The sequence below is a fragment of the Dactylosporangium sp. CA-233914 genome (assembly GCF_050942935.1).
Classification (GTDB): Bacteria; Actinomycetota; Actinomycetes; order Mycobacteriales; family Micromonosporaceae; genus Dactylosporangium.
The window spans coordinates 6242965-6269674 of sequence record NZ_CP192030.1 but is presented as its reverse complement, the minus strand read 5'-3'; the positions used below and the strand labels follow the sequence as shown (position 1 = coordinate 6269674).

Here is a 26710-nt window from a genome sequence, read left to right as displayed (position 1 = left end):
GCTCAGAAGTACCCCTCGCGCTTGCGGTCCTCCATCGCGGCCTCGCTCACCCGGTCGTCCCCGCGGGTGGCGCCCCGCTCGGTGATGCGGGTGGCCGCGACCTCGTCGATGACCTTGTCGATGGTGTCCGCGTCGCTGCGCACAGCGGCCGTGCACGAGGCGTCACCGACAGTGCGGTAGCGCACCCGTTCCACGAAGGACGTCTCCCCCGCCCGCAGCGGCAGGAACTCGTTGACGGCGTAGAGCATCCCGCCTCGATCCACGACCTCCCGGTCATGGGCGTAGTAGATGCCCGGCAGCTCGATCCCCTCGCGGGCGATGTAGTGCCAGATGTCCAGCTCGGTCCAGTTCGACAGCGGAAACACCCGGATCGACTCACCCGGGGCGATCCGGGCGTTGTAGAGCGCCCACAGCTCCGGCCGCTGGTTACGCGGGTCCCACTGGCCGAAGTCATCACGGAAGCTGAACACCCGCTCCTTGGCCCGCGCCTTCTCCTCATCCCGGCGCGCCCCGCCGAACAGCGAATCGAAACGGTACTTCTCCACCGCATCCAGCAGCACCGGCGTCTGAATCCGGTTCCGCATCCCATCCGCGGACTCCCGCACCATGCCGGCGTCGATCGCCTCCTGCACACTCGCGACGATCAACTGCACGTTGAGCTCCGTAACCCGGCGGTCACGGTAGGCCAGCACCTCGGAGAAGTTGTGACCGGTGTCCACATGCATGACCGGGAACGGAATCCGGGCCGGCGCGAACGCCTTCTCGGCCAGCCGCAGCATCACGATCGAGTCCTTGCCACCCGAGAACAGCAGCACCGGCCGCTCGAACTCAGCGACCACCTCGCGCATGACGAACAGACTCTCCGCCTCCAGGGCATCCAGGTGCGAGACGCGATACGGCGGGCGGCTCATCGCGCGGACGCCCCCGCGATCCGGTGCTCGCGCAGCCGCTCGTAGAACGGCCGGTGGTGGGCGATGAGCGCCTCGACCCGCTCGGCGTCGGCCGGGTCGACCGGATGCTCGTTCGACGCCGTGGTGAAGCCGCTGCTGCGCTCCACGTCCAGGTGCCAGTGCTCGGTCCGGGCCCACTCCGGCCGGGCGCCCCGGTCCCAGGTCAGGGCCTCGCGCCGGAACGGCAGACCGGTCAGCTCGCAGAAGCGGGCGATCACCGCCGGCGGGTCGGCGACCAGGTCGTCGCCGTCGACGACGATCGCCGGGGCGCCGGCCGCCCGGACGGCGCCGAACAGTTCGTGCACCCGCTCGAAGCCGATCTCGTCGCGCTCGACATCGCGGTTCATGGCGTAGTGCGAGCGTACGACCGCGCCGGGCTCGCGGATCATGAACGTGTTCGTCAGCTCCGTGTGCAGCCGGGGGTCGGCCAGCAGGGCGTCGTAGCGGTAGTCGGCGGTCTCCTTGACGAACAGCCGCCGCTCGCCGGTGCGGGCCCGGTCCAGCAGCAGCTCGAAGAGCTCCTCGATCGAGCCGGCGGTGTGCTCGCCGAGCTCGAACCGGCCGGTGGCGGCCAGGTTGGAGAACGGCTCGTGCACCACGTCGAGGTCGCCGCGCTCGATGATCATACGAAGGAAGGCGGTGGAGCGGGAGCGCGGCACCGCCCACATCACGATGATGCGCGCGTCGGAGGGGTGGCGGCTCACTGCGACCACTCCGTGGGCTCGCGGTCCCAGCGGTGCCGGCGCAGCTCCTCCAGCAGGGACGGGTCGAGCGGCGGGGCGTCGCTGGTGGCGACGTTGGCCCGGACATGGGCGGGCGTGCGCATGCCGGGAATCACGGTGCTGACCTGCGGGTTGGCCAGGATGAACCGCAGGGCGACCTCGGGCAGGGTCACGCTGCCGGGCAGGACGGCCTTGAGCGCGTCGGCCCGCGCGACGCTCGCCTCGAGGTTCTCCGGCACGAAGTAGCTGCTGCGCCAGTCGCCCGCGGGCCAGGTGGTGTCGCGGGTCAGGGTGCCGGTGAGCGTCCCCTCGTCGAACGGGACGCGGGCGATGACGGCGATGTCCAGCTCGGCGCAGACGCCGAAGAGCTTGTCCTCGGGGGCCTGGTCGAAGATGTTGTAGATGACCTGGATCGCGTCGATGAGGCCGGTGCCGAGGGTGTCCAGGACGTTCCAGGGCTCCCAGCGGTTGACGCTGATCCCGATACCCTCGACCAGGCCCTGCTCGCGCAGGTCGGCGACGACCCGCTGCCAGCCGGGCTCGCGGACCCAGGCGTCCTCCCACACGTGGAACTGCAGCAGGTCGATGCGCTCGACGCCGAGGTTGTCGAGGCTGCGGTCGACGTACTCGCGGATGTGGTCCTCGGGGAAGACGTCCTCGATCCGCGAGTCGCGGGTGGAGGGCCAGTTGCGGTCCTTGGGCGGGATCTTGGTGGCGATCCTCAGCCCGGGGCCGGGGCCGGACGCGCGCAGCAGGCCGCCGAGGAGCTTCTCGCTGTGGCCGCGGCCGTAGATCCAGGCGGTGTCGAAGAAGTTGCAGCCGAGCCGGACGGACTCCAGCAGCGCCTCCTCGCCGGTGGTGTCGTCGGCGCCGGTCCAGCCGCCCTCGCCGCCGCCGATGCCCCACATGCCGTAGCCGATCTCGCTGACCGACCAGCCGAGCCGGCCGAACGTGCGGTACCGCATATCACTCCTTCATGAATTCAGACGGCGACGGGTTCGCGCCAGCGGTTGCCGCCGGTGCCGAACCGGGTCTGTTGCGGGGCGCCGGACGCGGTGACGTCCACGGCGGCGGCGCGGGCGGTGCCGCGGTGCAGGGTGAGCGTGACGGTGGCCGAGGCCCGGACGAGCAGCGCGTCGAGAGCGTCGCGGGCGGACCGGGCCGCCGCTTCGGCGTACCAGGCCTCGTAGACGGCCGCCCCGAGGGTGGCGCTGAGCTGGTCGTAGAGCGCGCGGGAGCGCTGGTCGAGGCTGGTCTGCAGCACGCGTAGCCAGGCGGCGCCGAGCACCTCGAGGGCGGGCGCCTCGTAGACGCCGCGGCAGACGGTGCCGATGATGCGCCGCTCGACCACGTCGCGCAGCCACACGCCGTGGCGGGCGCCGAGCTCGCCGGCGCGCCCGACGATCGCGACCGGGTCGGGGCCGCTGCCGTCGATGTCGGTGATGCGGCCCGCGGCGACCGTGACGGTCACGGTCTGCGGCTCGTCGGGGGCGCCGGCCGGCCAGCGGCTCCAGCGGGGCCGCAGGCTGCGGGCGTCGACCGGCACCGCGAGGTCCTCCAGCGACGCGGACTCGTGGGAGGCGCCGGCGAGGGAGGCGTCGGTGGACCAGTCGGCGCCGCTGCCCTCGTCCAGGGGCAGGCCGGCGTCCTGGACGGCGTCGAGCATCGCCGCGCGGCCCGGGAAGCGGCGCAGCGCCCCGGGGTCGGTCCAGGGTGCGTACACGTCCAGACCCGGCGCGAACCGTGCGGTGTAGCGGGCGAAGCGGCGCTGGTCGTTGCCGCCGCCGACGCAGCCATGAGCGAGCACGGTGCGGCCCTCGGCGAGCAGCCGCGGCGCGAGGTGCTCGACGAGCACCAGGCGGCCGGCGCCGGTGGTGTTCCAGTAGCCGCCGTCGTGGCGGGCCTGATAGCGCACGAGGTCGAGGGCGAGTTCGGCCATCGGGGTGCGCAGGTCCACGAGCGTGGCCGGCACGCCGCGGGCACGCCAGGCGGAGACTGTCGCCTCGAGCTCCGCGGCCGGTGCCTGGCCTATGTCGGCGACCAGGTGGTGGGCGTCGACGCCGTGCTCGGCCAGCCAGATGCCCAGGGCGGTGCTGGACAGACCGCCGCCCTGGAGCACTCCGACCGGACGCCCCGCGACATTTTCAACATACATGATCAGTATGATATAGGTCGATCATGAAAAAAGCGCAATGTCATTTGTAGATTGTCGGGAAACTCTCCCGAAGCCGCTTGACTTGTTGATCCCAGACAATGCGGGGTAACGTCATTCGCCGCACCCCCATCGGCGAAGGCCGACGCCTATCCATGCCACCACCAGGCATTGTTAACGGACCGCGTCGCACGTCCCTCTAATTGATCGCAACGAATGAAACCGAACGTTAACGAACCAACTCCCGTTCATCATTCGGTCATAACTCCAGGTCACCAGCCCGATCTTGTCTGACGCCGGCACGACCCGTGCCGGCGGCGATCCAGCGCGTCCGGAGCCGTGTCATGACGAGCAACCCCACGACCGACGACCATCATCAAGCCGGCCCCGGCGCCGTGCCCCACGGCATCGGCGAGGTCCGAGACTTCCCTCGCACCAGGTCGGTGCTCGACCTGTTCGAGGCCGTGGCGCGCGACGCGCCGCAGCGCACGGCCGTGCAGTACGGCGACACCGGCCTGACCTACGCGCAGCTCGACGCGGCGGCCGGCGCCGTCGCCGCCGCGCTGCACGGGCACGGCGTGGCCAAGGGTGACCTGGTGCCGCTGCTGATCCGCAACAGCCTGCACTTCCCGGTCGCCGTGCTCGGCGCGATGAAGGCCGGCGCCTTCTACGTGCCCGTCGACCCGGACTGGCCGGCCTCGCGCATCGAGGACGTGCTGCGCCAGTTGAACCCCACCGTCGTCATCGGCCTCGGCGCGACCCTGGCACCGGTGCCGCTCGTCGCCGTCGACGACCTGCCGCCCGCGGACCGGGAGGTACCCGAGGCGGTCCGGCCCGGACCCGAGGACCTCATCTACGGGTACTTCACCTCCGGCTCCACCGGCAGCCCGAAGTGCACGCTCAACCGGCACCGCGGCCTGGTCAACCGGCTCACCGCGATGTCCGGACACTTCGGCGACGGCGCCGGCCAGGTCGTGCTGCAGAACAGCCGCCCCACCTTCGACTCCTCGATGTGGCAGGTGCTGTGGCCGCTCACCACCGGAGGGCGGGTCGTCATCCCGGACCGGCGCGGCTTTCTCGACCTCGAGGAGACCTGCCGCATCTTCGGCCGCTACGGCATCACCATCACCGACTTCGTGCCCTCGGTGCTCAGCGCGCTCGTCGGCCTGCTGGAGCTGCGCCCGGACCTGGTCACCGCGCTGTCGGGGCTGCGTCGCATGCTCATCGGGGGCGAGGCCGCCAACGGCCGCGTCCTGCAACGGCTGCACGCGCTGCTGCCGCACCTGCGGGTCACCAACACGTACGGGCCGACCGAGTGCTCGATCGGCTCGGTGTTCCACGACATCGACCTCGACGCCGACCCGAACGAGGGCACCGGACCCGACGCCGGGGTCCCGCTGGGCAGGGCGATCCCGAACACCGCCGCGCTCGTGCTCGACGAGGACCTGCGCCCGCTGCCGCCGGGCCGCATCGGCGAGATCTTCATCGGCGGCGAGTGCGTCGGCGCCGGCTACCTCGACAATCCCGAGCGCACCGCGAAGGTCTTCCTCGACAACCCTTTTCCGGCCGTACCCGGCCCGAAGCTGTACGGCACCGGCGACCTCGGCCACGTCGGCGCGGACGGCCTGCTGTACTTCGACGGCCGCCGCGACGACCAGGTCAAGGTCGGCGGGGTCCGCGTCGAGCTGGCCGAGATCGAGCGCGCGCTGCTGGAGGTCGCGGGGGTCCGTGACGCGGCCGTGGTCGCCGTCGGCGAGGGCGCGGCCCGGGCCCTGGTCGGCTTCTTCACCGCCGCCGGCGGCCAGCGCGCCCCCGAACTGGACCCGATCACCGCGCACCTGCGCCACCGGCTGCCCGCCGAGGTCGTCCCGCGCCGCCTGGTCCGCCTCGACGAGCTGCCGCTGACCCCGAACGGCAAGCTCGACCGGCGCGGCCTGGAGCGCATCGCCGCCGAGCGGATCGTCGAGGCCGCCGCGGCCGCCCGCGTCGTCGCCCCGCTCTCGCGCACCGAGGAGCTCGTCGCCGCCGTATGGCGCGAGGTCCTGCAGATCGAGACGGTCTCGCCCGACGTGGCGTTCACCGAGTACGGCGGCACCTCACTGCTCGCCCACCGGATCGGCGCTCTGCTCGGCAGCCGCGCCGGCCGCCCGGTCGACGTCGGCGAGCTGCTGCGCGCCGACACCGTCCGCGACCAGGCCGCCCTGCTGCTCGGCGATGCCCGCCGCGCCCGCGCCGAGCCCCGCGACGGCGGCGCCGCCCAGCTGGAGGCCGACCGGCACCTCGCCGACCTCGGCTCGGCACGCGCCCGGCCCGCCCCGGCCCGCACGCATCGGGTCCTGCTCACCGGCGCCACCGGGTTCATCGGCGCGCACCTGCTGGCCGAGCTGCTGGCCCGCCCGACGATCCACACCGTCTGCCTGGTGCGAGCGGGGGACGTGCCGGCCGCACGGGAGCGGCTGCGGGCCGCGCTGCGCCACTACCGGCTCACCGAGTCGCTGCCTCGCTTCGATTACGCGCTGGGGTACGGCCACTTGCGGATCCTCGCCGGCGACCTCGCCGCCCCGGAGCTGGGGCTGCGGCAGGGCGACTTCATCCGCCTCGCCCACCAGGTCGACGCGGTGCTGCACGCCGGCGCGCGGGTGAACTTCCTGGCCGACTACGCCGGGCTGCGCGCCGACAACGTGCTGGGCACCCGGGAGCTGGTCCGCCTGGCCCTCAGCGGCTGCGGCAGCCGGCTGCACGTGCTGTCGACGTTCAGCGCGTTCGGCGACGAGGAACTGGCGGCGACCACCGGGCCGCCGATCGGCGAGGAGCGCCTGCCCGACCCGGCCCGGCCGCCCGCCGACGGCTACAGCCGCTCCAAGCACGTCGTCGAGCACGTGCTGGAGGACTGCCGGCGCTACGGGCTGGACTCGGTGGTGTACCGGCTCGGCGAGATCTGGCCGCACAGCCGCACCGGCGTGCCCAACCCGGCCTCGATCGCGCACAGCCTCGTCGCGGCGGCCGCCCGCACCGGCATCGCGTTCCCGACCGCGGCCACCACCGACCACCTGCCGGTCGACCTGGTCGCCGCCTACATCACCGACGCCGTCACCGGCCGGCGCCCCACGGCCGACCGGGTGCACCTGCTGCGCCCGGCCCCGCTGCGCTTCGCCGACATCTTCGACGGCCTGGTCGAGCGCGGCGTCGCCGAGCCCGGCGACTACCCGAAGTTCTGGGCCCGGCTGCACGAGCTGGTCGAGCGGGACGGCACCGACGGGCCGCTGGTGCGTGCGGCGATGCTGCTGCCGGCCGCGCGCGGGTCCGGCCCCGGCGCGCCGGCCGAGCTCGACGCGATGTTCACCGACAGTTCACGGCACTTCGCCGTCGCCGAGTTCACCAGCCACGCGCCGAGCATGGCCGCGCTGGTCACCCGGACGGCGCTGGACGACCTGACCCCGTTCCTCGACGGGCTGGCCGTCCCGGATGCCGGCGCTGAGCTCGGGGCGGGGACATGACCGTGCTCGCCGATGCGCGGCAGGCGTCGATGCGAGAATCCGCGCATGCCTGTGAACGTCTCCACCATTGCCCTTCAACGACAACGGGAGCAGTACAGCCATGTCCGCATCGCCAGAGCCCCGCCCGGACGAGCCCGTCTTCACGGTGGTGGTGAACCACGAGGAGCAGCATTCCATCTGGCCCGCCGGGCGCGAGGTGCCCGCCGGGTGGCGCGAGCTCGGGGTGCGGGGCACCCGGAGCGAGTGCCTCGCCCACATCGCCCAGGTCTGGACCGACCTGCGACCGCTGAGCGTGCGCCGATGACAGGCCCGATGACGCTTGCGCAGAAGCGCCGGGCGGTGCTGGAGCTGCGGCTGCGGCAACGCCGGGAGGAGCAGGAGCGGATCGCGCCGGTGCCGCGCGACGGCGCCCTGCCCAGCACCTACCAGCAGGAGGGGCTGTGGTACCTCCATCTGCTCGACCCCGCATCGGCGGTGTACCACATACCGCTCGCCCTGCGCCTGACCGGCCCGCTGGACACCGACGCGCTCGGCGACGCGATTCGCCGGCTCGTCGCCCGGCACGAAAGCCTGCGGACGCGGTTCAACGCCGACGGCAGGCAGCTCGCCGACCCGGCCCCGCCGGTGTGGCCGCTGCCGGTGACCCCGGTGCCGCGGGACGGCCTCGACGCCTGGACCCGCGCCACCACCGACCGGCCGTTCGACCTGGCGAACGGGCCGCTGCTGCGCACCGAGCTCGCCGCGCTCGGCCCGGACGACCACGTGCTGCTGCTGGTGCTGCACCACGTCATCGCCGACGGCTGGTCATTGGGCATCATGTGCGCCGAGCTGACCACCCTCCTCGCGGCCGGCCCCGGCACCGACCCGCTGCCGCCGCTGGCGATCCAGCCGGCCGACCACGCGGCCTGGCAGCGCCGCCGCCTCGGCGGCCCCGCCCTGGACGAGCAGCTGGGCTACTGGCGTCGCACCCTCGACGGCCTGCCGACCCTCGAGTTCCCGGCCGACCGGCCGCGCCCGGCCCAGCCGACCGGCGCCGGGGCGCTGCTCGCCCGCCCGCTGCCCGACGGACTCGCCGGCCGGCTGCGCGCCCTCGCCGCCGCCGAGAGCGTCTCCTTCCTCGCCGTGCTGCTGGCCGGGTTCCTGACCGTGCTGCGCCGGTACACCGGCCAGGACGACCTCGTCGTCGGCTCGGTCTTCTCCGGCCGTACCCGCTCGGAGATCGAGCCCCTGGTGGGCTTCTTCGCCAACACCCTCGTGCTGCGCACCAGCACCACCGGCGACCCGACCTTCCGCGAGCTGGTCCGCCGCTGCCACGACACCGTCCTCGGCGCGTCGGCGCACCAGGAGGTGCCGTTCGGCCTCGTCGTCCAGGAGCTCAACCCGCCGCGCGTCGCCGGGCGCAACCCGCTGTTCCAGGTGAGCTTCACGCTGCAGGCCAAGGCGGTCACCGAGGCCGGGCTCGCGGTGCCCGGCGTCGCCGTCCGCGCCCTGCCCCGCGACGCCGTCAGCGCCCGCTTCGACCTCGCCGTCGCCGCCGAGGAGCGGGCCGACGGCGGGCTGGACGTGACCGCGGAGTACTCCACCGAGCTCTTCGACGCCGACCGCATCGAACGGCTCGCCGGGCACCTGGCGGCCGTGCTGACCGGCGCCGCCGACGACCCCGATGCACGCATCGGCGACCTGGAGGTGCTCACCCCCGCCGAGCGCGAGCAGGTCCTGCACGAGTGGAATCCCGCGGCGGTACCGCGAGAGGGCGCGACCCTGCTGCACACCGTCTTCGCCGAGCGCGCCGCCACCGCCCCGGCCGCGGTCGCGATGCGGTTCCTGGGTGCCGACCTCGCCTACGGCGAGCTGGACGCGCGCGCCAATCGCCTCGCCAACACCCTCGTCGCCGCGGGTATGCAGCCCCGCGACCACGTCGGCGTGCTGCTGGAGCGCGGCTTCGACCTGCCCGCCGCGCAGCTGGCGGTGCTCAAGAGCGGCGGCGCCTGGGTGCCGCTGGACCCGCAGTACCCTCGCGACCGCCTCGCCTACCAGCTCGCCGACGCCGGCGTGGCGCTCGTGCTCACGACTGCCGACCTCGCCGACCGCCTGCCGCCGGGCGTCGCCACCGTCCTGCTCGGTGCCGACGCCGGCGCCGGCCGGCCGGCCACTGCCCCGGACGTCGACGTCGACCCCGAGGACACCGCCTACGTCATCTACACCTCCGGCTCGACCGGCCGCCCCAAGGGCGTGCTCGTGCCCCACCGGGCCGCCGTGCACTTCTGCCGCAACCTCGTCGAGCTGTTCGAGCTGGGCCCCGGCGACCGCGTGCTGCAGCTGGCCAACCCGACCTTCGACGTGAGCGTGTCGGACTTCTTCGCCACGTTCGCCGCCGGCGCCACCGTCGTCGGTGCGCCCCGGGCCACCCTGTTCGACCCCGACGGCCTGCAGGCGCTCATGCGCGACGAGCGGGTCACCTTCGGCGACATCCCGCCCGCGGTGCTGCGCCTGCTCGACCCGGAGCCGCTGAGCGACCTACGGGTGCTGTTCATCGGCATGGAGCCGTTCGGTGCCGAGTTGGTGAACCGATGGGCGCGGCAGCGTTCGCCGGGCAGACCCGCACGACAGTTCCACAACGGCTACGGCCCGACCGAGGTCACCATCACCTGCACCGACTACCGGTGCCCGGAGGAGCCGCTCACCGCCGCCCCGCCGATCGGCCGGGCGATGGCCAACCACCGCGCGTACGTTCTTGGCCCGGACCTGCGCCCGGTGCCGGTCGGCGTTCCCGGCGAGCTCTACATGGCCGGCGTCGGCCTCGCCCACGGCTATCTCGGCCGGGCCGACCTGACCGCCGAGAAGTTCCGGCCCGACCCGTTCGCCCCGAACCCCGGCGAGCGGATGTACGCCACCGGCGACCTCGTGCGCTGGAACGCCGACGGGCAGCTGGAGTTCCTGGGCCGGGTCGACCGGCAGGTGAAGCTGCGCGGGCTGCGGGTCGAGCTCGGCGAGGTCGAGCACGCCGTGAACGCCTTCGACGGCGTGCGGCACAGCGCGGTCACCCTGCGCCAGGGCGGCACCGCGCAGGCGCACCTGGCCGCGTACGTCGTGGCGGAGCCGGGCCGCCAGGTCGACCTGGCGGCGCTGCGCGAGCACCTCGCCGAGCGGCTGCCGCTGCACATGGTCCCGGCCACGCTCCAGCCGCTCGAGGCGCTGCCGCTGACCACGTCCGGCAAGGTCGACGAAGCCCGCCTGCCACGGCCGGTGGAAGCGGGTGAGGCTCATGCCGCACACCATCCGCCGCAGACCGCCACGCAACGCCGCGTCGCCGGGCTCTGGGCCGGGCTGCTCGGCGTCGAGGAGGGACAGGTCGGCATCGACGACACGTTCTTCGGCCTCGGCGGCAACTCGATGCAGTCCATCCAGCTCATCGCCCGCGTCCGCGACGCGTTCGGCGTCGGCCTGCAGCCGCGCCAGCTCTTCAGCGCCGCCCGCCTGGACCAGCTCGCGGCGCTGATCGACTCCGTTGTTCAAAGCGATGCTGAACAGGACGAGATCGCCGAGCTGGAGGCGCTGCTGGCCCGCAAGCGCACCGCCCGGGCCGCCCGCCGCGCCCCGGAGCGCATCTCGGCCGTCCCGCGCGTCGGCGCGCTGCCGTGCTCGCACCAGCAGGAAGGGCTGTGGCTGCTGCACCAGCTCGACCCGGCCGCCTCCACCTACCACCTGCCGCTCGCGCTGCGCATCCGCGGCGAGCTCGACGTCGCCGCGCTGGGGCGCGCGCTGACCACGCTCGTCGCCCGGCACGAGAGCCTGCGGACGCGGTTCGAGGAGCACGAGGGCGCGGTAGTGCAACGCATCGACCCGCCGCCGGCGGCCTGGCCGCTGCCGGTCACCGATGTCACCGATCCCGGACGGTGGCTGCATGACGGGGCCCGCACGCCGTTCGATCTGTCCAGGGGACCACTGCTGCGCACCTCGCTGGCCCGCCTCGGCCCCGGCGAGCACCTGCTGCTCCTCGTCGTGCACCACATCGTCGCCGACGGCTGGTCGATCGCCGTGCTCACCGACGAGCTGTCCCGCCTGTACGCCGGGCGCACCCTCGCCCCGCTCGACGTCCAGCCGGCCGATCACGCCGCCTGGCAGCGCCGCACCGGCTCCGGCGAGCAGCTCGCGGCGGACCTCGACTACTGGCGGCGCACCCTGGAAGGGCTGCCAGAACTGCGGTTCCCGGCCGACCGGGCCAGACCGGCCCGCCCGAGCGGCGCCGGCGCCCAGCTGAGCCGGCGGCTGCCCGCCGGGCTCGGTGCGGCCATCCGCGGCGTCGCCCGGCGCGAGCAGGCGACGTTCCTCGCCGTCGCGCTGGCCGGCTTCGGGGTCGTGCTGTCGCGGTACACCGGCCAGGACGACCTCGCGATCGGCTCGGTCTTCTCCGGCCGCACCCGCTCGGAGCTGGAGCCGCTCGTCGGCTACTTCGCCAACGTCGTCGTCCTGCGCACCAGCACCGCCGGCCGCCCCACCTTCGCCGAGCTGGTCCGCCGCTGCCACGACACCGTGCTGGACGCGACCGCGCACCAGGACGTGCCGTTCGGCCTCGTCGTCGACGTGCTGCGCCCCGACCGGGTGCCGGGGCGCAACCCGCTGTTCCAGGTCAGCTTCAGCCTGCAGACCGCCGAGGTCTCCGCCGCTGAGATCCGCCTCGGCACCGCCACCGTCGAGCCGGTCCCGGCCGGCACCGACGGGTCCCGATTCGACCTGACCATCGCCCTCACCGACGGCGCCGGCGGCGGGCTCGACCTGGCGGTCGAGTACTCCACCGAGCTGTTCGACGCGGAGCGTATCGAGCGGCTCACCGAGCACCTCACCACCGTGCTGAGCACCGCCACCGCGGCCCCGGACACGCCCGTCGACGCGCTGCCGCTGCTGGGCCCGGCCGAGCTGCGAACGCTCGTCGAGGACTGGAACCCGGCTCCCGTCGCCCGCCCCGGCGGCCTGCTGCACGAGCTCGCCGCCCGGCACGCGAGCGCCCGCCCCGGCCACGTGGCCGTGCGCTTCGGCAGCGCCGAGCTCACCTACGGCGAGTTGGAGGAGCGCGCGAACCGGCTCGCCCGGGTCCTGGCCGACGACCACGGCATCGGCCCGGGGCACCTCGTCGGCGTGCTGCTCGATCGCGGTCTCGACCTGCCGGTCACCCAGGCCGCGGTGCTCAAGACCGGCGCGGCCTGGCTACCGCTCGACCCGCGCAACCCGGCGCAGCGCATCGCCTTCCAGCTCGCCGACGGTGCGGCCCCGGTCGTGGTCACCACCACGGGCCTCGCCGACCGGCTGCCGCCGGACGTGCCGCGGCTGTGCCTGGACGACGCGGCGACGCTGGAGCGGCTGGCCGCGGCGCCCGGCACCGCACCGGTGGCCGGGACCCGCCCGGACGACCTGGCCTACGTCATGTACACCTCCGGCTCGACCGGCACCCCGAAGGGCGTGATGATCCCGCACCGGGCGGCGGTGCAGTTCGCGCAGAGCATCGCGGTACGGTACGCGATCACCGGCGACGACCGGCTGGCCCAGGTCGCCAACCCCGCGTTCGACGTGTCGATCTTCGACGTCTACGGCGCGTTCGCCGCCGGGGCGAGCGTGGTCGGCGTGCCCGCGGACACCCTGACCGACCCGGACGCCCTCGGCGCGCTGCTGCGCGAGGAGCGGGTCACCGTCACGTACGTGCCGCCCGCACTGCTGGGCCTCATGGACCCGGACGTGCCGCGGGACCTGCGCCTGGTCATGGTCGCCGGCGAGGCCTGCCCGGCGGAGCTGGCCGAGCGCTGGGCGGCGCCGCACCGCGACCTGCGCAACGGCTACGGCCCGACCGAGGCGACCGTCATCTGCACCGACTACCTGTGCCCGCCCGGCGCGGCCGACCCCCGCCCGCCGATCGGCCGGCCGCTGGACAATCAGCGCGCCTACGTCCTCGACGCGGGTCTGCGCCCGGTGCCGATCGGCGTGCCCGGTCAGCTGTACATCGGCGGCGCGGGCCTGGCCCGCGGCTACCGCGGCCGGCCCGAGCTGACCGCGGAGAAGTTCCTGCCCGACCCGTACACCCCCGAGCCGGGCGCCCGCATGTACGCCACCGGCGACCTGGTCCGCTGGCGAGCCGACGGCAACCTCGACTTCCTCGGCCGTGCTGATCGGCAGGTCCAGCTCCGCGGCATGCGGGTCGAACCCGGCGAGATCGAGCACGCCCTCGCCGTTCAGCCCGGCATCCGCCAGGCCGTCGTCGTGGTCAGGGACGCCGGGTCGCCGAACGCGCGGCTGGTCGCCTATGCGGTGCCGGAGGCCGGCCGGGGGCCCGACCCGGCGGCGCTGCGCGACCGGCTCGCCGAGCAGTTGCCGCCGCACATGGTCCCGCGGCAGCTGCTGGTCCTGCCGGAGCTGCCCCGCGACGCCAACGGCAAGACCGACCTGCGGCGGCTGCCCGACCCGGGCGAGTCGGCCGGGGCCGGGGGCGTCCCGGCGTCCGGCGCCACCCAGCTGCGCCTGGCCGAGATCTGGAGCACGCTGCTCGGCGTGCCGGCCGAGCGGGTCGGCGCGCACGACACGTTCTTCGACCTCGGCGGCAACTCGCTGCAGACCGCGCAGCTGATCGGCCGGATCCGTGCGGCGACCGGCGCACACCTGCATCCGCGGGAGCTGTTCGCCAACCCGACCCTGCAGCGGCTCGCGGCCCGCGTCGACGGCGGCGGCTCAGTGGATGGCGGCGGCGACCCAGTGGTACCGCTGCGGGCGAACGGCGACGGCGAGCCGCTGTTCCTCGTGCACGCCGTCGGCGGGACCGTCGGGCCCTACCTGCCCCTGGTGGGTCTGCTGCGCGCCGGCCGGCCGGTGTACGGCCTGCAGGGCCGCGCCGGGGCGGACGGGGTGCCGGGGCTCGCCGCGTCCTATGTGGACGCCATCCGGGCCGTCCAGCCGCACGGCCCGTACCACCTGGCCGGCTGGTCCTTCGGCGGGACCGTGGCCCTGGAGATCGGCCGGCGGCTGCTCGCAGCCGGCGAGCCGGTCGCGTTCGTCGCGCTGATCGACACCGGCCTGCCCTCGGCCGGGGAGCCCAGCGAGGAGAACCTCCGCACGTGGTTCGCCGAGGAGATCGCCGGTCTGGGCCTGAAACCGGCGGATCTCGTCGAGGAGTTCTGGGAACGGTTCGCGGCCAACACGAAGGCGTTCCAAGCGCACCGCCCGGAGCCGTACACCGGCCGCCTGGTCTTCATCAGCGCCGCCGGCCACGACGACGACACCGAGCGCTGGCGGGCCGTGGCCCCGGCCGCGTTCTCCCATCACGCGGCCGGCGGCGACCACTACACCGTGCTGCGCCCGCCGCACGCGGCGACGGTGGCCCGCGTGCTGGACGAGCTGACGAGGAGCCCGCATGTCTGAACCCGATGACGGGTCGCTGTGGCGCGACGCGGACTTTGTGAAGTTCTGGTCGGCCGAGAGCCTGTCGCTGCTGGGCGCGCAGGTGTCGCTGGTGGCGATCCCGCTGCTGGCGGTCACCACCCTGTCCGCGTCGCCGCTGCAGATGGGCGTCGTCAACGCCGCCCAGACCGCGCCGTTCCTGCTCTTCACGCTGCTGGCCGGGGTGTGGGTCGACCGGGTCCGGCGGCTGCCGCTGCTGCGCGCGGCGAACTTCGGGCGGGCGGTGGCCTACGGCGTCATCCCGCTGGCGATCCTGCTCGACGTCATGAACGTCGGGCTGCTCGGCGTGCTGGTGTTCCTGGGCGCGACGCTGACGGTGGTGTTCGACCTGGCGTACCAGTCCTACCTGCCCTCGCTCGTCGGCAACCACCACCTCATCGACGCCAACGGCCGGCTGGAGGGCAGCCGCTCCTTCGCCCAGGCGGCCGGCCCCGGCCTCGGCGGCCTGCTCGTCGGCGTGCTCACCGCGCCGGTCGCGATCCTGGTCAACGCGGCCACCTACCTCATCTCCGCCACGACCCTGCTCACCATCGGGCGGAAGGAGCCCGCGCCCGAGCCCGAGCCGGGCCCGGCGGTGTCGCTGCTGACCCAGATCGGCCGCGGCGTGCGCCTGGCGGTGTCCAACACCTACCTGCGGGCGCTGGGCGCCGAAGCCGCCACCTACAACCTGTTCAACCAGATGCTGTGGGCGGTGCTGATCCTGTTCATGTCCCGCGGCCTGCACCTGTCCCCGCTCACCATCGGCATCGTGCTCAGCGCCGAGGGGGTCGGCGCCCTGCTCGGCAGCGCCGTCGCGGCCAGGCTCAGCCGCCGCTACGGCCTCGGCCCCACGCTCATCGCCTCGATACTCGTCGCCAACCTGGCGCCGCTGCTGATCCCCGTCGCCGGCGGCGGCCCGGTCCTCGCCGCGCTCATCATCGGGCTGGCGCTGTTCGTCAACGGCGCCGGCCTGTGCGTCTACGCCATCCAGGCGATCAGCGTCCGCCAGGCCGCCGTCACCTCCGACGTGCTCGGCCGCACCAACGCCGGCTACCGGTTCGCGGTCACGGGCGCGGCCGCGATCGGCGCGCTCGCCGGCGGCGCGCTCGGCGAGTGGATCGGCCTGCGTCCGACGATGCTGCTCGGCGCCCTCGGCACCCTCGCCGCGATCTGGTTCGTCGTGCGCTCCCCCATCCCCCGGCTGCGCGACCTCGCCGAACTGGAGCCGGAGTCCGCCACCGCCGTCTCGACCGCAGGAGAACCGCGATGACCGACAATCTCTCCGACATCCGCAAGGCCCTGCTGGACATGAAGGCCCGCCGCAGCCAGGCGGAGAAGGCCGAGCGGGACCGGATCGCGCCGGCGCCGCGGGACGGGCGGCTCGCCGTCTCCGAGCAGCAGCGCTTCCTGTGGTTTCTGTACCAGCTCGCGCCCGGCACGCCCATGTACAACGAGCCGTGCGCGTTCCGCCTGCGCGGCCCGCTCGACGTCGACGCGCTGCGGGAGGCGCTGCGAGCCACCGTCGCCCGGCACGAGAGCCAGCGGACCCGCTTCGGCGACGAGCACGGCGTGCCGTACCAGATCATCGATCCTCCGCCCGAGGCGTGGCCGCTGCCGATCCAGGACGGCGCCGATGCCTCGCTCGACGGCTGGATCGACGCCGGCGTCCGCGTCCCGTTCGACCTCGAGGCCGGGCCGCTGTTGCGCTCCTCGCTGCTGCGGATCGCCCCCGACGATCACGTGCTGCTGCTCGTCTGGCACCACATCGTCATCGACGGCTGGTCGGTGAAGCTGCTGACGGAGGAGATCGCCGCCCGCTACGGGGGTGCGCCGGAGCGGCCCGGCCCGGCCCTGCAGCCCGCCGACCACGCCGCGTGGCAGCGGCGCTGGCTCGGCGGCGAGGACGCGGCCCGGCAGATCGGCCACTGGCGGGCCGCGCTCGCCGGCCTCGAACCCCTCGACCTGCCCACCGACCGGCCGCGCCCGGCCCAGCCGAGCGGCGCCGGCGCGGTGCTGCGGACCTCGCTGCCCCGGCCGCTGGCGCGCGACCTGCGCGAGCTGGCCCGGGCCGAGGGCGTCTCGCTCCTCGCCGTGCTGATGGCCGGATACCAGGCGACCCTGGCCCGGTACACCGGCCAGCCCGACATCGTCCTGGGCTCGGTGATGTCCGGCCGGACCCGGCCCGAACTGGAGCCGATGGCCGGCATGATCGCCAACACGGTCGTCGTGCGCGGCCGCCTGGGCGACAACCCCACCGTCCGCGACCTCGCCCGCCGCTGCCACGACACCCTGCTCGACGCCATGGCCAACCAGGACGTCCCGCTCGGCACGCTCGTCGAGGAGCTCAAGCCCGAGCGGCTGCCCGGGCGCAATCCGCTGTTCCAGCACCTGTTCACGCTCGTGCCGGAGCCGATGGTGGCCCGGGCCGAGTTCGCCGGGCTGCTCGCCGAGCCGGTGACCCGCTGGCCGGGCACGAGCCGGTTCGAGCTGTCGGTGCAGATCACCGACGCGCCCGACGGCGGCCTGCGGGTCTGGGTCGAGTACTCCACCGAGGTCTTCGACGCCGAGCGCATCGAGCGGCTGCTGCAGCACTACAGCACCCTGCTGGCCGGGGCCGTCGCCGCGCCCGGCACCCGCGTCGACGCGCTGCCCCTGCTCACCGCCGCCGAGACCCGCAGGGTCCTGCTGGACTGGAACCCGGCGCCCGGACCCGTGGACGGCCGCCTGCTGCACGAGCTGATCTCGTTCGACGAGGACCGTATCGCGATGCGGTTCCGGGGCCACGAGCTGACCTACGGCGAGCTCGACCGGCGCTCCAACCGGCTCGCGCACGTGCTGACCGACGATTTCAAGGCCCGCGGCCGCGTCGTGGCGGTGCTGGTGGAGCGCGGCTTCGACCTGCCGATCGCCGAGCTGGCGGTGCTGAAGGCCGGCGGAGCCTGGCTGGCCCTGGATCCGCAGTATCCGGCCGAGCGCCTGGCCTACCAGCTCGGCGATGCTGATGCGGTGGTCGTGATGACCACGTCGGACCTGGCCGACCGGCTGCCCGCCGACGCTGCCCGAATCCTGCTGGACACCGCGGTGCTCGACGGCCTGCCGGACACGCCGCCGGCCGTCACCATCGAGCCCGGGGATACCGCGTACGTCATCTACACCTCCGGCTCCACCGGCCGGCCCAAGGGCGTCCTGGTGCCGCACCGCGCCATCGTCAACTTCGTCACCGCCTTCCGCGAGATGTTCGCCGTCACCCCGGTCGACCGGATCCTGCAGTTCTCCAACCCCGCCTTCGACGTGAGCGTCTCGGACGTCTTCTCGACGCTGAGCGCCGGAGCGACCATCGTCGGCGCGCCCCGCACCGACCTGCTCGACCCGGAGAAGCTGCAGCGCCTGCTCGCCGACGAGCGGGTGTCCATCGTGGACATTCCGCCGCCGGTTCTCGGCCTGCTCGATCCACAGCCGCTCTCCGCGCTGCGGATCCTGTTCATCGGCATGGAGCCGTTCGGCGCCGAGCTCGTCAACCGATGGTCGCGGCCCGGGCGGGAGTTCCACAACGGATACGGCCCCACCGAGGTCACCGTCACCTGCGTGGACTACCGGTGCCCGCCCGAGCCGCTGGACGGCCCGCCGCCGATCGGCCGGGCGATGGCCAACCAGCGCGCGTACGTCCTGGACAGGCAGCTGCGGCCCGCGCCGATCGGCGTCGCCGGCGAGCTGCACATGGCCGGCGCCGGCCTCGCCCACGGCTACCTCGGCCGGGCGGACCTCACCGCCGAGAAGTTCCTGCCCGACCCCTACGCCCCCAGTCCCGGCGAGCGCATGTACGCCACCGGCGACCTCGCCCGCTGGAACGCCGACGGCCAGCTGGAGTTCCTGGGCCGGGTCGACCGGCAGGTGAAGCTGCGCGGGCTGCGGGTCGAGCTCGGCGAGATCGAGCACGTGCTGGCCGCCCATCCCGGCGTGCGCCAGACCGCGGTCGTGGTCAAGGAGCCCGGCACCGCGCGGGCGCGGCTGATCGGGTACCTGATCCCGGAGCCCGGCGCGGAGCTCGACCCGGCCGGCGTGCGCGGGCACGCCGCCGACCGGCTCCCGCTGCACATGGTGCCGGCCGCGCTGGTCGTGCTCGACGCGCTGCCGCTCACCCCGACCGGCAAGCTCGACCAGGCCCGCCTGCCCGACCCCGAGCCCCAGGCCGGCGCCGGGCACGCCGAGCCGGCCACCGAGCACGAGCGCCGCCTCGCCGGCATCTGGCAGCACCTGCTGGGCCTGCCACCGGGGCAGGTCGGGGCCCAGGACAGCTTCTTCGCCCTCGGCGGCAACTCACTGCAGGTCACCCAGCTCATCTCCCGCATCCGCGACGAGTTCCGGGTGACCCTCCAACCGCGGCAGCTGTTCACCCACCCGTTCCTCGGCCAGCTCGCCGGGCAGATCGACGAGGCCCAGCGCGCGCCGGCCGGCACCGACGACGAGATCGCGCAGCTGGAGGCCGAGATCGCCGAGCTGTCCGAGGAGGAGCTGGACCGGCTGCTGGGCGGGGGCGCGTGATGGACGACTTCCGCGCTCAGGTGTGCGAGCTGCTCTGCGAGGATGCGGTACGCGACGAGGTCGCCCGCGCCCGCCGGATGCCCTCCGGGCAGGAGACCGGCCTGCTGGACGTGTACCGGCGCCTCGGCGAGCGCGGATGGCTGGCGGTGAACTGGCCGGTGGAGTACGGCGGCCTGGGCGCCACGATCGTGCAGAAGGCGATCGTCACCGAGGAGCTGATCCTGCACGGGGTCCCCGACACCGTCCACACCCTCGGCATCGACATCGTCGGGCTCGCGATCGCCCTGTTCGGCACCGACGAGCAGAAGGCTCGGCTGCTGCCCGGGCTGGCCCGCGGCGAGACGACCGCCAGCGTGCTGTTCAGCGAGCCGGACATCGGGTCGGACCTCGCCTCCCTCACCACCCGGGCCGAGCCGGACGGGGAGGGATGGCGGTTGTACGGGCACAAGCGGTACAGCATGAAGACCCACGCCTCCGACTTCGCCCTCTGCGCCGCGCGGACCTCGACCGGCCCCGTGGCGTATCACGGCATCACGCTGTTCCTGATTCCGCTGCGCAGTGTCGGCGTGTCGATCGAGCCGGTGTGGAACCTCTCCGAAGAGCGCTTCGACGACGTCACGCTACGCGGCATCCGCGTCACCCGGGCGGACGTGCTGGGCGAGGTCGACGACGGCTGGCAGGTCATCAACGGGGTCCTGCCGCTGGAGCGCACCGGCATCGACTCGGCGGCGAAGGCCGCCCGCGTGCTGCGCGCCCTGCTGAGCCACCCCACCGACCCGGCCCATGCCCACCGCCTGCTGGACCTCGACGCCCGGGTCCGCGCCGCCCGCCTGCTGGCCTGGCGCTGTGTGGAGAACCTCCGCGCCGGCCGGCCGGACGAGGTCCATTCCGCGTCCGCGAAGTGGTACGCATCCGAGGTCGCCAAGGAGGCGTCGGCCCTGGCCCTGGAGATCACCGGCCTGGACGGCATCCTGGACGCCCGCGACCCGATGGCGATCGCCGACGGCGTCTTCGACGCCGCTTTCCGCGAGGCCCCGGGATTGACCCTGGCCGCCGGGACGTCGGAGATCATGCTCTATTTCGTCGGTACCTCAGGATTGGGCCTGCCTTCGTGAGTTACTCGGATTTCCTGGACGCGGAACTGGCGCCCCTGGTGCGGCGCATGGCCGACCGTCCCCGCCACGGTGAGCCCGACCTGGAGGGGGATCGCGCGATCCGCGCGATGGTGTGGCAGGGCCTGATGTCGCTCGGCCTGCCTTCGTCCCAGTCGGAGCTCGTCGAACTGGCTCTGTTGCTGGGTTCGGTGTTGTACCAGGGCCCGCTGCTGGACACCGTCACGGCCCGCGAGTCCGGCGTCCCCGGTAGCGCGGCGCTCGCTCTGCACGGCTCGTTCACGTCGGCCGAGGACCGCATCACCGGCTCGTACCGCTTCGTGGGCTTCGCCCCCGAGGTCTCCTCCTTCTTCGTGATCGCAGACCGTCCTGCCCTCGTGCTACGCGACCATCCGACCGTCTCGCTGCGCCGGCACGAGGAGACGGGGCGGGGCGAGCTCTACCACGTTCGCTTCGACGCCACGCCTGCGACGTTCCTGCCGGAGTTCCTGCCGGCCAATGCCCGGATTCGTCAGGCCGCCTACCTGGTGGGTCTCTCGCAGGGCGCCCTGGACCTGGCTGTCGAGCGGGCCAAGCAGCGGCGACAGTTCGGGCAGCCGATCGGGCGTTTCCAGGCCCTCGCCTTTCGCCTGGCCGAACTGAGCATCCGGATCGACGCCGCTCGCCTCTTGACCCGCGACACGGCACGCGACGCGGACCACGGCCGCGATGTCCGTCTGACCGCCGCCCACAGCCTGTCCTTGGCCGCCGAACTCGCCCGCACGGTGACGACAACGGTGATGCAGGTCCACGGCGCCGCGGGCATGGCCGACGACAGCGACGCCCAGCTGTTCTACCGCCGCGCAGCGGTCGAATCCCTGCGGCTGGGCTCCCCGACCCAACTGCGCACCGAGGTCGCGCCCCTGCTGACCGGCGGCTGAATCCGCCGATGTCGATAGGCAGCAGTACGAGTCCCATCAGCGACGCTGCGGCGATGTCCACGTGGCCGTAGTTCACGAGGATGTATGTGCCGAACTGGCCCTGAGTGTTGGCGGAGATGTTCGAGAGCGCGTAGAAGACGATGAGCGCCAGGAATGGGGCGGCGTAGGGCGAGCGGAGCAGGCCGAGGACGGGCCTGCCGTCCGCCTGGACGGTAGGGACCCCTGCGCGGCGTGCCCGCTGCGAGGCCAACCAGTGATCGGACTCCGGGATTGTCGTCCGGGCGACCAGCAAGACAAGGGCGACAACGCCGATGTGACCGAACAGGAACTGGGCGCCGGGCTTTCCGAGGTTGTCGACCGCCCCACCCAGCAGGCTGGGAACCAGAGCGCCGACGAGCCAGAGGATGTTCGATAGGCCGAGCATCTTGCCGCGGTTGCTGTCGTCCGCCGAGCACGCCGATGGGCCGGCAGAAGCCCGGCCCATCGGCGTACCGCGAGCCCGAGTCGCGGGGCGTCCGGCCGTCGTTCAGCGGGTGGGCGGCGCGGTGCCCATGCGACCCACCCTGTCATGCCCTACGCCGCCCTTCACCGCACGAGCCCGGCTTCCCGCTTCCGGGCCAGACGCGCCGCGTGCAGGATCGGCTCTGTGTACCCGTTGGGTTGCGCGGCGCCGGTCAACACCAGGTCCCGCGCCGCCCGGAACGCCACGCCCGGCCTGTCGGCGCCCACCAGCGGCCGGTACCCGGGATCCCCGGCGTTCTGCCGGTCGACGACCGCGGCCACCCGGTGCATGCTGTCCAGCACCATCTCCTCGTCGATGACGCCGTGCACCAGCCAGTTCGAAAGCAACTGGCTGCTGATGCGCAGTGTCGCCCGGTCCTCCATCAGCGCGACGTCGTGCATGTCGGGTACCTTCGAGCAGCCGATGCCCTGGTCGACCCAGCGCACCACGTACCCGAGGATCGACTGCACGTTGTTGTCCAGCTCGGCCCGGACCTCCTCGGCCGACCATCCGATGCCCTCCGCCAGCGGGATGTCCAGCAGCGCATCGACCCCGACCGGCTCCCGGTCAGCCAGCCGCTGCTGCACGGCGTCCACGTCGACCTGGTGGTAGTGCAGCGCGTGCAGCGTCGCGGCGGTCGGCGACGGCACCCACGCGGTCGAAGCACCCGCCAGCGGGTGGACCGTCTTCTGCTCCAGCATCGCGGCCATCAGGTCGGGCATCGCCCACATGCCCTTGCCGATCTGCGCACGACCCCGGAACCCGGCCGCGAGCCCGGTGTCCACATTGGAGTCCTCGTACGCCCCGAGGTACCGCGCTCCGCGCAGCTGCGCCTTGCGGAGGAACGGCCCGGCGTGCGTCGAGGTGTGGATCTCGTCGCCGGTACGGTCCAGGAAACCGGTGTTGATGAACACCACCCGGTCGCGGGCGGCATGGACACAGGCCCTGAGGTTGACCGTGGTTCGCCGCTCCTCGTCCATGATGCCCAGCTTCACGGTCCGAGCCGGGACGCCCAGCGCGGCCTCCACCCGCTCGAACAGCTCGACCGTGAGTGCCACCTCGTCCGGGCCGTGCATCTTCGGCTTGACCACGTAGACGGCGGCAGTGCGCGAGTTGCGCCGCGTCGTGTCGCCGCGCAGGTCGTGCAACGCGGCGGCCACGGTCACCAGGGCGTCGAGGATGCCCTCGGGGACCGGGGCGGCGTCGGCGTCGAGCACCGCGTCGGTGTACATGTGATGCCCGACATGCCGGACGAACAGTAGCGCTCGGCCGGGCAGGGTCAGCGTGCCGCCGGACGGGGTGGTGAGGACGCGGTCGGGCTCCATCGCGCGGGTGAAGGTGCGACCGTCCTTGTCGACCTGGGCGGTGAGGGCGCCGCGCATGAGCCCGAGCCAGTTGCGGTACCCGAGCACCTTGTCGTCCACGTCGACGGCGGCGACCGAGTCCTCCAGGTCCATGATGGTGGTGACCGCCGCCTCCAGCACGATGTCCTTCACGCCCGCGCGATCCGTTGCGCCCACCGGATCCGCGCAGTCGAATTGGATCTCGACGTGCAGCCCGTGGTGCACGAGTATCACCGCCTCCGGAGCGGCGGCCTCCCCCCGGTAACCGACGAAGCCGGCCGGGTCGGCGAGGCGGGCGGTCCCGCCGCCGGTCACCGCGACCGCGAGCCCAGAACCGTCCACTGTGTACGACACGGCGTCCACATGGGACCCCGCGGTCAGCGGCGCGACCTCGTCCAGCAGCGCCCGCCCCCGGGCGATAACCTCGGCACCCCGGATCGGGTTGTACCCTCGCCCCGGCGCCAGCTCGCCCTCCCGAGGAACGGCGTCGGTGCCGTAGAGCGCGTCGTAGAGCGAGCCCCACCGGGCATTGGCCGCGTTGGTCGCGAAGCGCGCGTTGAGCAGCGGAACGACGAGCTGCGAACCGGCCTGGTGGGCGACCTCGGTGTCCACCCCGTCGGTACCGATCGTGAAGGCGGGCGGCTCGTCCATCAGGTACCCGATGTCCTTGAGGAAGGCCCGGTAGGCGGTCGGATCGGGGCGGCCCGGGTGCGCGCGGTGGTAGGCGTCCAGTCGCGCCTGCAGCTCGTCGCGCCGGGCCAGCAGTTCCCGGTTGCGCGGCGCGAGGTCGCGGACGATCGCGGCGGTGCCGGCCCAGAAGTCCTCTGCGTTCACGCCGGTGCCCGGCAGAAGCTCCTCGGCGACGAAGTCGTACAACCGCCCGGCCACGCCCAGCCCAGCCACCTGCACCCGGTCCGTCATGCCGCACTCCAATTTCGTATCGTGGAATCTTTGGTCTAGGATACGAAAATCCTTAACCGACCCGGCCGCCATGTCAACCCGACGGCCGGTACCCGAGGAGAGCCATGGCTGAGCAGAGCACCCAGACCGCGGGCGGAGTGCAGTCGTTGCACCGTGCGCTCGACCTGCTGGAGATAGTGGCGCAGGCCGGCGGTCACCTGGCAATCGGGGAGATCGCCGCGGTCTCCCCGATCCCCCTGCCCACGATCCACCGCCTGTTGCGCACTCTGGTCGAGCGCGGCTACATGCGCCAGCTGCCGAACCGGCGCTACGCGCTCGGCTTCCGGCTCGTGCCGCTCGGCGACGCGGCCAACGCACTGGTCGGCGTCAACGCGCGCGCGGTCCTGTCCGACCTCGTCGCCGAGCTGGGTGAGACGGCCAACCTCGCGGTCCTGTCCGGCGACCATGCGGAGTACGTCGCACAGGTCCCGTCCAAGCACTCCATGCGTACCTTCACCGAAGTCGGCCGGCGGGTCGAACTGCACTGCACCGGGGTGGGCAAGGCGCTGCTGTCGAGGCTCGACGACACCGCGGTACAGGGGATCGTGCGGCGGGCCGGCCTGGCCCCGCACACCCGGCACACGCTGAGCACCGCGGAGGCCCTCACGGCAGCGCTGGCCGACATCCGCCAGCGCGGCTACGCGCTCGACGAGGAGGAGCAGGAGACCGGCGTCCGGTGCGTCGCGGTGCCGCTCGCCGCCCCGATGCGGACCTGGATGGCGATCTCCGTTTCCGGGCCGGTCGCCCGGATGACGGACGCCATGGTCGACCGGGCCGTCCCGCTGATGCGCGCGGCCGCCGGCCGGCTGGAGCGCGCGCTCGCCGCCGACCTCCGCTGAGCCAGCCGGTTGACGTCCGCGTGATCAACGCTGCATTCTTGCGGAAATTATTTCTCGCATCATGGAAGAGGCTGACGTGAGCCGGGATGTCACCGTCGACCTCACGCCCCTCGTGGCCGTCCTGCCCGAGAGCTGTGTGATCGTCGACCCTGACCGCATGGACCCGTACCGGTGGGATCGCGCCAACGACCCCCACGCCGGCGTACCCCTGGCGGTCGTCCGGGCCACCTCTACCGAGGACGTACAAGCCGCGGTCCGTTTCGCGGCCGCCCATCGCCTCGCCGTGGTGCCGCGTGGCGCGGGATCCGGGCTGTCGGGCGGCTCCTCCGCGGTCGACGGGTGCCTGGTCGTCTCGACCGAGCGCATGCGAGCGATCACTGTGGACCCCGCGAGCCGCACCGCCGTTGTGCAGCCGGGCCTGTTCAACGCCGAGGTCAAGGCCGCCGCCGCGGAGCACGGACTCTGGTACCCGCCGGATCCCTCGTCGTACGAGTTCTGCTCGATCGGCGGCAACGTCGCCACCAACGCCGGCGGCCTGTGCTGCGTGAAATACGGCGTGACGAGCGACTACGTACTCGGGCTCACCGTCGTGCTCGCCGACGGTACCGCGGTCGAGCTGGGTGGCCCCAGACTCAAGGACGTCGCCGGCCTCTCCATGACGAAGCTGTTCATCGGCAGCGAGGGCACACTCGGCATCATCACCCGGATCGTCTTGCGGCTCGTCCCGGCCCAACGCCCCCCGGTGACCCTGGTCGCCACCTTCGCCTCCCTCGACGACGCGACCCGCACCGTGCTGGACATCACCCGCCAGATGCGCCCGTCGATGCTCGAGTTCATGGACCGCACGTCCATCAACGCCGTCGAGGACCTCACGCGGATGGGCCTGGACCGCGACGCCGAGGCCATGCTTGTGATCCAGTCGGACGAACCGGCACCGCACGCCGCCGCGGAGATCGCGGAAGTCGCCCGCCTCTGCGAGGCCAACCACGCCGCGGAGGTGTTCTCAACCGACGACGGCGAAACCGGTGAGGCGTTCACCACCGCGCGACGCATGGCGATACCCGCGGTGGAGAAGAAGGGCTCGCTGCTGCTCGAGGACGTGGGCGTTCCGGTGCCCGAACTCGGCGCGCTGGTACGCGGGATCGAAGCCATCGCCCGGGACCGGGACCTCACCATCGCCGTCATCGCCCACGCCGGCGACGGCAACACCCACCCACTGCTCGTGTTCGACCCGATGGACGCCGACGAGACAGCGCGTGCCCACCGCGCCTACGCCGAGATAATGAACCTCGCCGTCGCGCTGGGTGGCACCATCACCGGCGAGCACGGCGTCGGGCGCCTCAAGAAACCATGGCTGCCCGACTACCTCGGCCCGGACGCGCTCGAACTCAACCGACGGATCAAGGACGCGCTCGACCCCCTGGGGATCCTGAACCCCGGAGCGGTCTTCTGACATCCCCGGCCAGCGGGCTGAACGCGACCAGCGACAGGCCGAAGCGCAACGCGGCCGGCACAATCTCCGAGCACCCGGCCCAGGATCTCCTCGGCCGGCTCGCGGAGCGCGGCCGGCGGCACCCGGGGCGATCGTAATGCGGCAGGCTGCCATAGGCATCGGCGGTGTCGATGAGGTTCAGTGCGGCGTCCAGCGCCGCCTCCACCACCGCGTCCGCGTCGGGGGCCACGCCGAAGGCCGCGGTGCCCAAGGCGAGCCGGGACACCCGGATGCCGATCGTTCCGCAACTACCGCTCGCA

General features: G+C 73.1%; 14 protein-coding genes and 1 pseudogene. 9 read left to right on the top strand and 6 right to left on the bottom strand.

The genetic code is table 11. From position 1 onward, the window contains the following. Positions 1-2: 2 nt before the first annotated feature. Genes cysD through ACQPY0_RS27945 form a run of 4 tightly spaced genes read right to left on the bottom strand, consistent with a single transcriptional unit; the run spans position 3 to position 3827 of the window. Positions 3-911: a sulfate adenylyltransferase subunit CysD gene (gene cysD, locus ACQPY0_RS27960; RefSeq protein WP_432994366.1), complete on the bottom strand. Its 909-nt coding sequence runs from the start codon at positions 909-911 to the stop codon at positions 3-5. After that, a complete protein-coding gene (locus ACQPY0_RS27955) occupies positions 908-1654 on the bottom strand; it encodes a hypothetical protein (protein WP_432994364.1) in 747 nt (248 codons plus the stop codon). Before ACQPY0_RS27955 ends, cysD begins: the two co-directional genes overlap by 4 nt. Continuing rightward, complete coding sequence (locus ACQPY0_RS27950; protein ID WP_432994362.1) at positions 1651-2637, bottom strand: aldo/keto reductase; 987 nt, start codon at positions 2635-2637, stop codon at positions 1651-1653. The genes ACQPY0_RS27955 and ACQPY0_RS27950 overlap by 4 nt, the downstream gene beginning before the upstream one ends. A 17-nt stretch (positions 2638-2654) precedes the next feature. Then, positions 2655-3827, bottom strand: a complete 1173-nt coding sequence (locus ACQPY0_RS27945; protein ID WP_432994360.1) for an argininosuccinate synthase domain-containing protein — start codon at positions 3825-3827, stop codon at positions 2655-2657. A gap of 341 nt (positions 3828-4168) precedes the next feature. Here ACQPY0_RS27945 and ACQPY0_RS27940 point away from each other — a divergent pair, with 341 nt between their 5' ends. From ACQPY0_RS27940 to ACQPY0_RS27910, 7 genes are all read left to right on the top strand, one after another. After that, on the top strand, positions 4169-7321 hold the full coding sequence (locus ACQPY0_RS27940; RefSeq protein WP_432994358.1) for a non-ribosomal peptide synthetase: 3153 nt from the start codon (positions 4169-4171) through the stop codon (positions 7319-7321). Positions 7322-7421: 100 nt separating this feature from the next. Further along, positions 7422-7625, top strand: a complete 204-nt coding sequence (locus ACQPY0_RS27935) for an MbtH family protein (protein ID WP_432994356.1) — start codon at positions 7422-7424, stop codon at positions 7623-7625. An 8-nt stretch (positions 7626-7633) separates the two neighbouring features. Next, the gene (locus ACQPY0_RS27930; protein WP_432994354.1) at positions 7634-14722 is read left to right on the top strand and encodes an amino acid adenylation domain-containing protein; all 7089 of its coding nucleotides are present in this window, start codon (positions 7634-7636) and stop codon (positions 14720-14722) included. Continuing rightward, positions 14715-16010: an MFS transporter gene (locus ACQPY0_RS27925; RefSeq protein ID WP_432994352.1), complete on the top strand. Its 1296-nt coding sequence runs from the start codon at positions 14715-14717 to the stop codon at positions 16008-16010. The genes ACQPY0_RS27930 and ACQPY0_RS27925 overlap by 8 nt, the downstream gene beginning before the upstream one ends. Next, entirely contained in the window at positions 16007-19282 is a 3276-nt protein-coding gene (locus tag ACQPY0_RS27920; protein WP_432994350.1) for a non-ribosomal peptide synthetase, read from the top strand. The genes ACQPY0_RS27925 and ACQPY0_RS27920 overlap by 4 nt, the downstream gene beginning before the upstream one ends. Beyond that, entirely contained in the window at positions 19282-20397 is a 1116-nt protein-coding gene (locus tag ACQPY0_RS27915; RefSeq protein ID WP_432994348.1) for an acyl-CoA dehydrogenase family protein, read from the top strand. The genes ACQPY0_RS27920 and ACQPY0_RS27915 overlap by 1 nt, the downstream gene beginning before the upstream one ends. Further along, entirely contained in the window at positions 20394-21314 is a 921-nt protein-coding gene (locus ACQPY0_RS27910) for an acyl-CoA dehydrogenase family protein (RefSeq protein WP_432994346.1), read from the top strand. The genes ACQPY0_RS27915 and ACQPY0_RS27910 overlap by 4 nt, the downstream gene beginning before the upstream one ends. A gap of 292 nt (positions 21315-21606) precedes the next feature. Here the strand turns inward: ACQPY0_RS27910 and ACQPY0_RS27905 are convergent. Together ACQPY0_RS27905 and ACQPY0_RS27900 are read right to left on the bottom strand one after the other, a co-directional pair. Beyond that, positions 21607-21738, bottom strand: a pseudogene (locus tag ACQPY0_RS27905) (hypothetical protein); the annotation flags it as partial. Between the two features lie 161 nt (positions 21739-21899). Continuing rightward, positions 21900-24080: a malate synthase G gene (locus ACQPY0_RS27900; protein ID WP_432994344.1), complete on the bottom strand. Its 2181-nt coding sequence runs from the start codon at positions 24078-24080 to the stop codon at positions 21900-21902. 104 nt (positions 24081-24184) lie between these two features. On the opposite strand from ACQPY0_RS27900, the gene ACQPY0_RS27895 reads away from it, so the two are divergent. Then, complete coding sequence (locus tag ACQPY0_RS27895; protein WP_432994342.1) at positions 24185-24958, top strand: IclR family transcriptional regulator; 774 nt, start codon at positions 24185-24187, stop codon at positions 24956-24958. A 76-nt stretch (positions 24959-25034) separates the two neighbouring features. Further along, positions 25035-26411: an FAD-binding oxidoreductase gene (locus ACQPY0_RS27890; RefSeq protein WP_432994340.1), complete on the top strand. Its 1377-nt coding sequence runs from the start codon at positions 25035-25037 to the stop codon at positions 26409-26411. Positions 26412-26710: the final 299 nt, after the last annotated feature.

What these genes read in the sequence shown, in the direction of transcription:
- ACQPY0_RS27920 (WP_432994350.1), top strand. Translation starts at nt 16,007, where the DNA reads ATGACCGACAATCTCTCCGACATCCGCAAGGCCCTGCTGGACATGAAG.
- ACQPY0_RS27945 (WP_432994360.1), bottom strand. Translation starts at nt 3,827, where the DNA reads ATGTATGTTGAAAATGTCGCGGGGCGTCCGGTCGGAGTGCTCCAGGGC.
- ACQPY0_RS27900 (WP_432994344.1), bottom strand. Translation starts at nt 24,080, where the DNA reads ATGACGGACCGGGTGCAGGTGGCTGGGCTGGGCGTGGCCGGGCGGTTG.
- ACQPY0_RS27930 (WP_432994354.1), top strand. Translation starts at nt 7,634, where the DNA reads ATGACGCTTGCGCAGAAGCGCCGGGCGGTGCTGGAGCTGCGGCTGCGG.
- ACQPY0_RS27940 (WP_432994358.1), top strand. Translation starts at nt 4,169, where the DNA reads ATGACGAGCAACCCCACGACCGACGACCATCATCAAGCCGGCCCCGGC.
- ACQPY0_RS27935 (WP_432994356.1), top strand. Translation starts at nt 7,422, where the DNA reads ATGTCCGCATCGCCAGAGCCCCGCCCGGACGAGCCCGTCTTCACGGTG.
- ACQPY0_RS27950 (WP_432994362.1), bottom strand. Translation starts at nt 2,637, where the DNA reads ATGCGGTACCGCACGTTCGGCCGGCTCGGCTGGTCGGTCAGCGAGATC.
- ACQPY0_RS27895 (WP_432994342.1), top strand. Translation starts at nt 24,185, where the DNA reads ATGGCTGAGCAGAGCACCCAGACCGCGGGCGGAGTGCAGTCGTTGCAC.
- ACQPY0_RS27925 (WP_432994352.1), top strand. Translation starts at nt 14,715, where the DNA reads ATGTCTGAACCCGATGACGGGTCGCTGTGGCGCGACGCGGACTTTGTG.
- ACQPY0_RS27915 (WP_432994348.1), top strand. Translation starts at nt 19,282, where the DNA reads ATGGACGACTTCCGCGCTCAGGTGTGCGAGCTGCTCTGCGAGGATGCG.
- cysD (WP_432994366.1), bottom strand. Translation starts at nt 911, where the DNA reads ATGAGCCGCCCGCCGTATCGCGTCTCGCACCTGGATGCCCTGGAGGCG.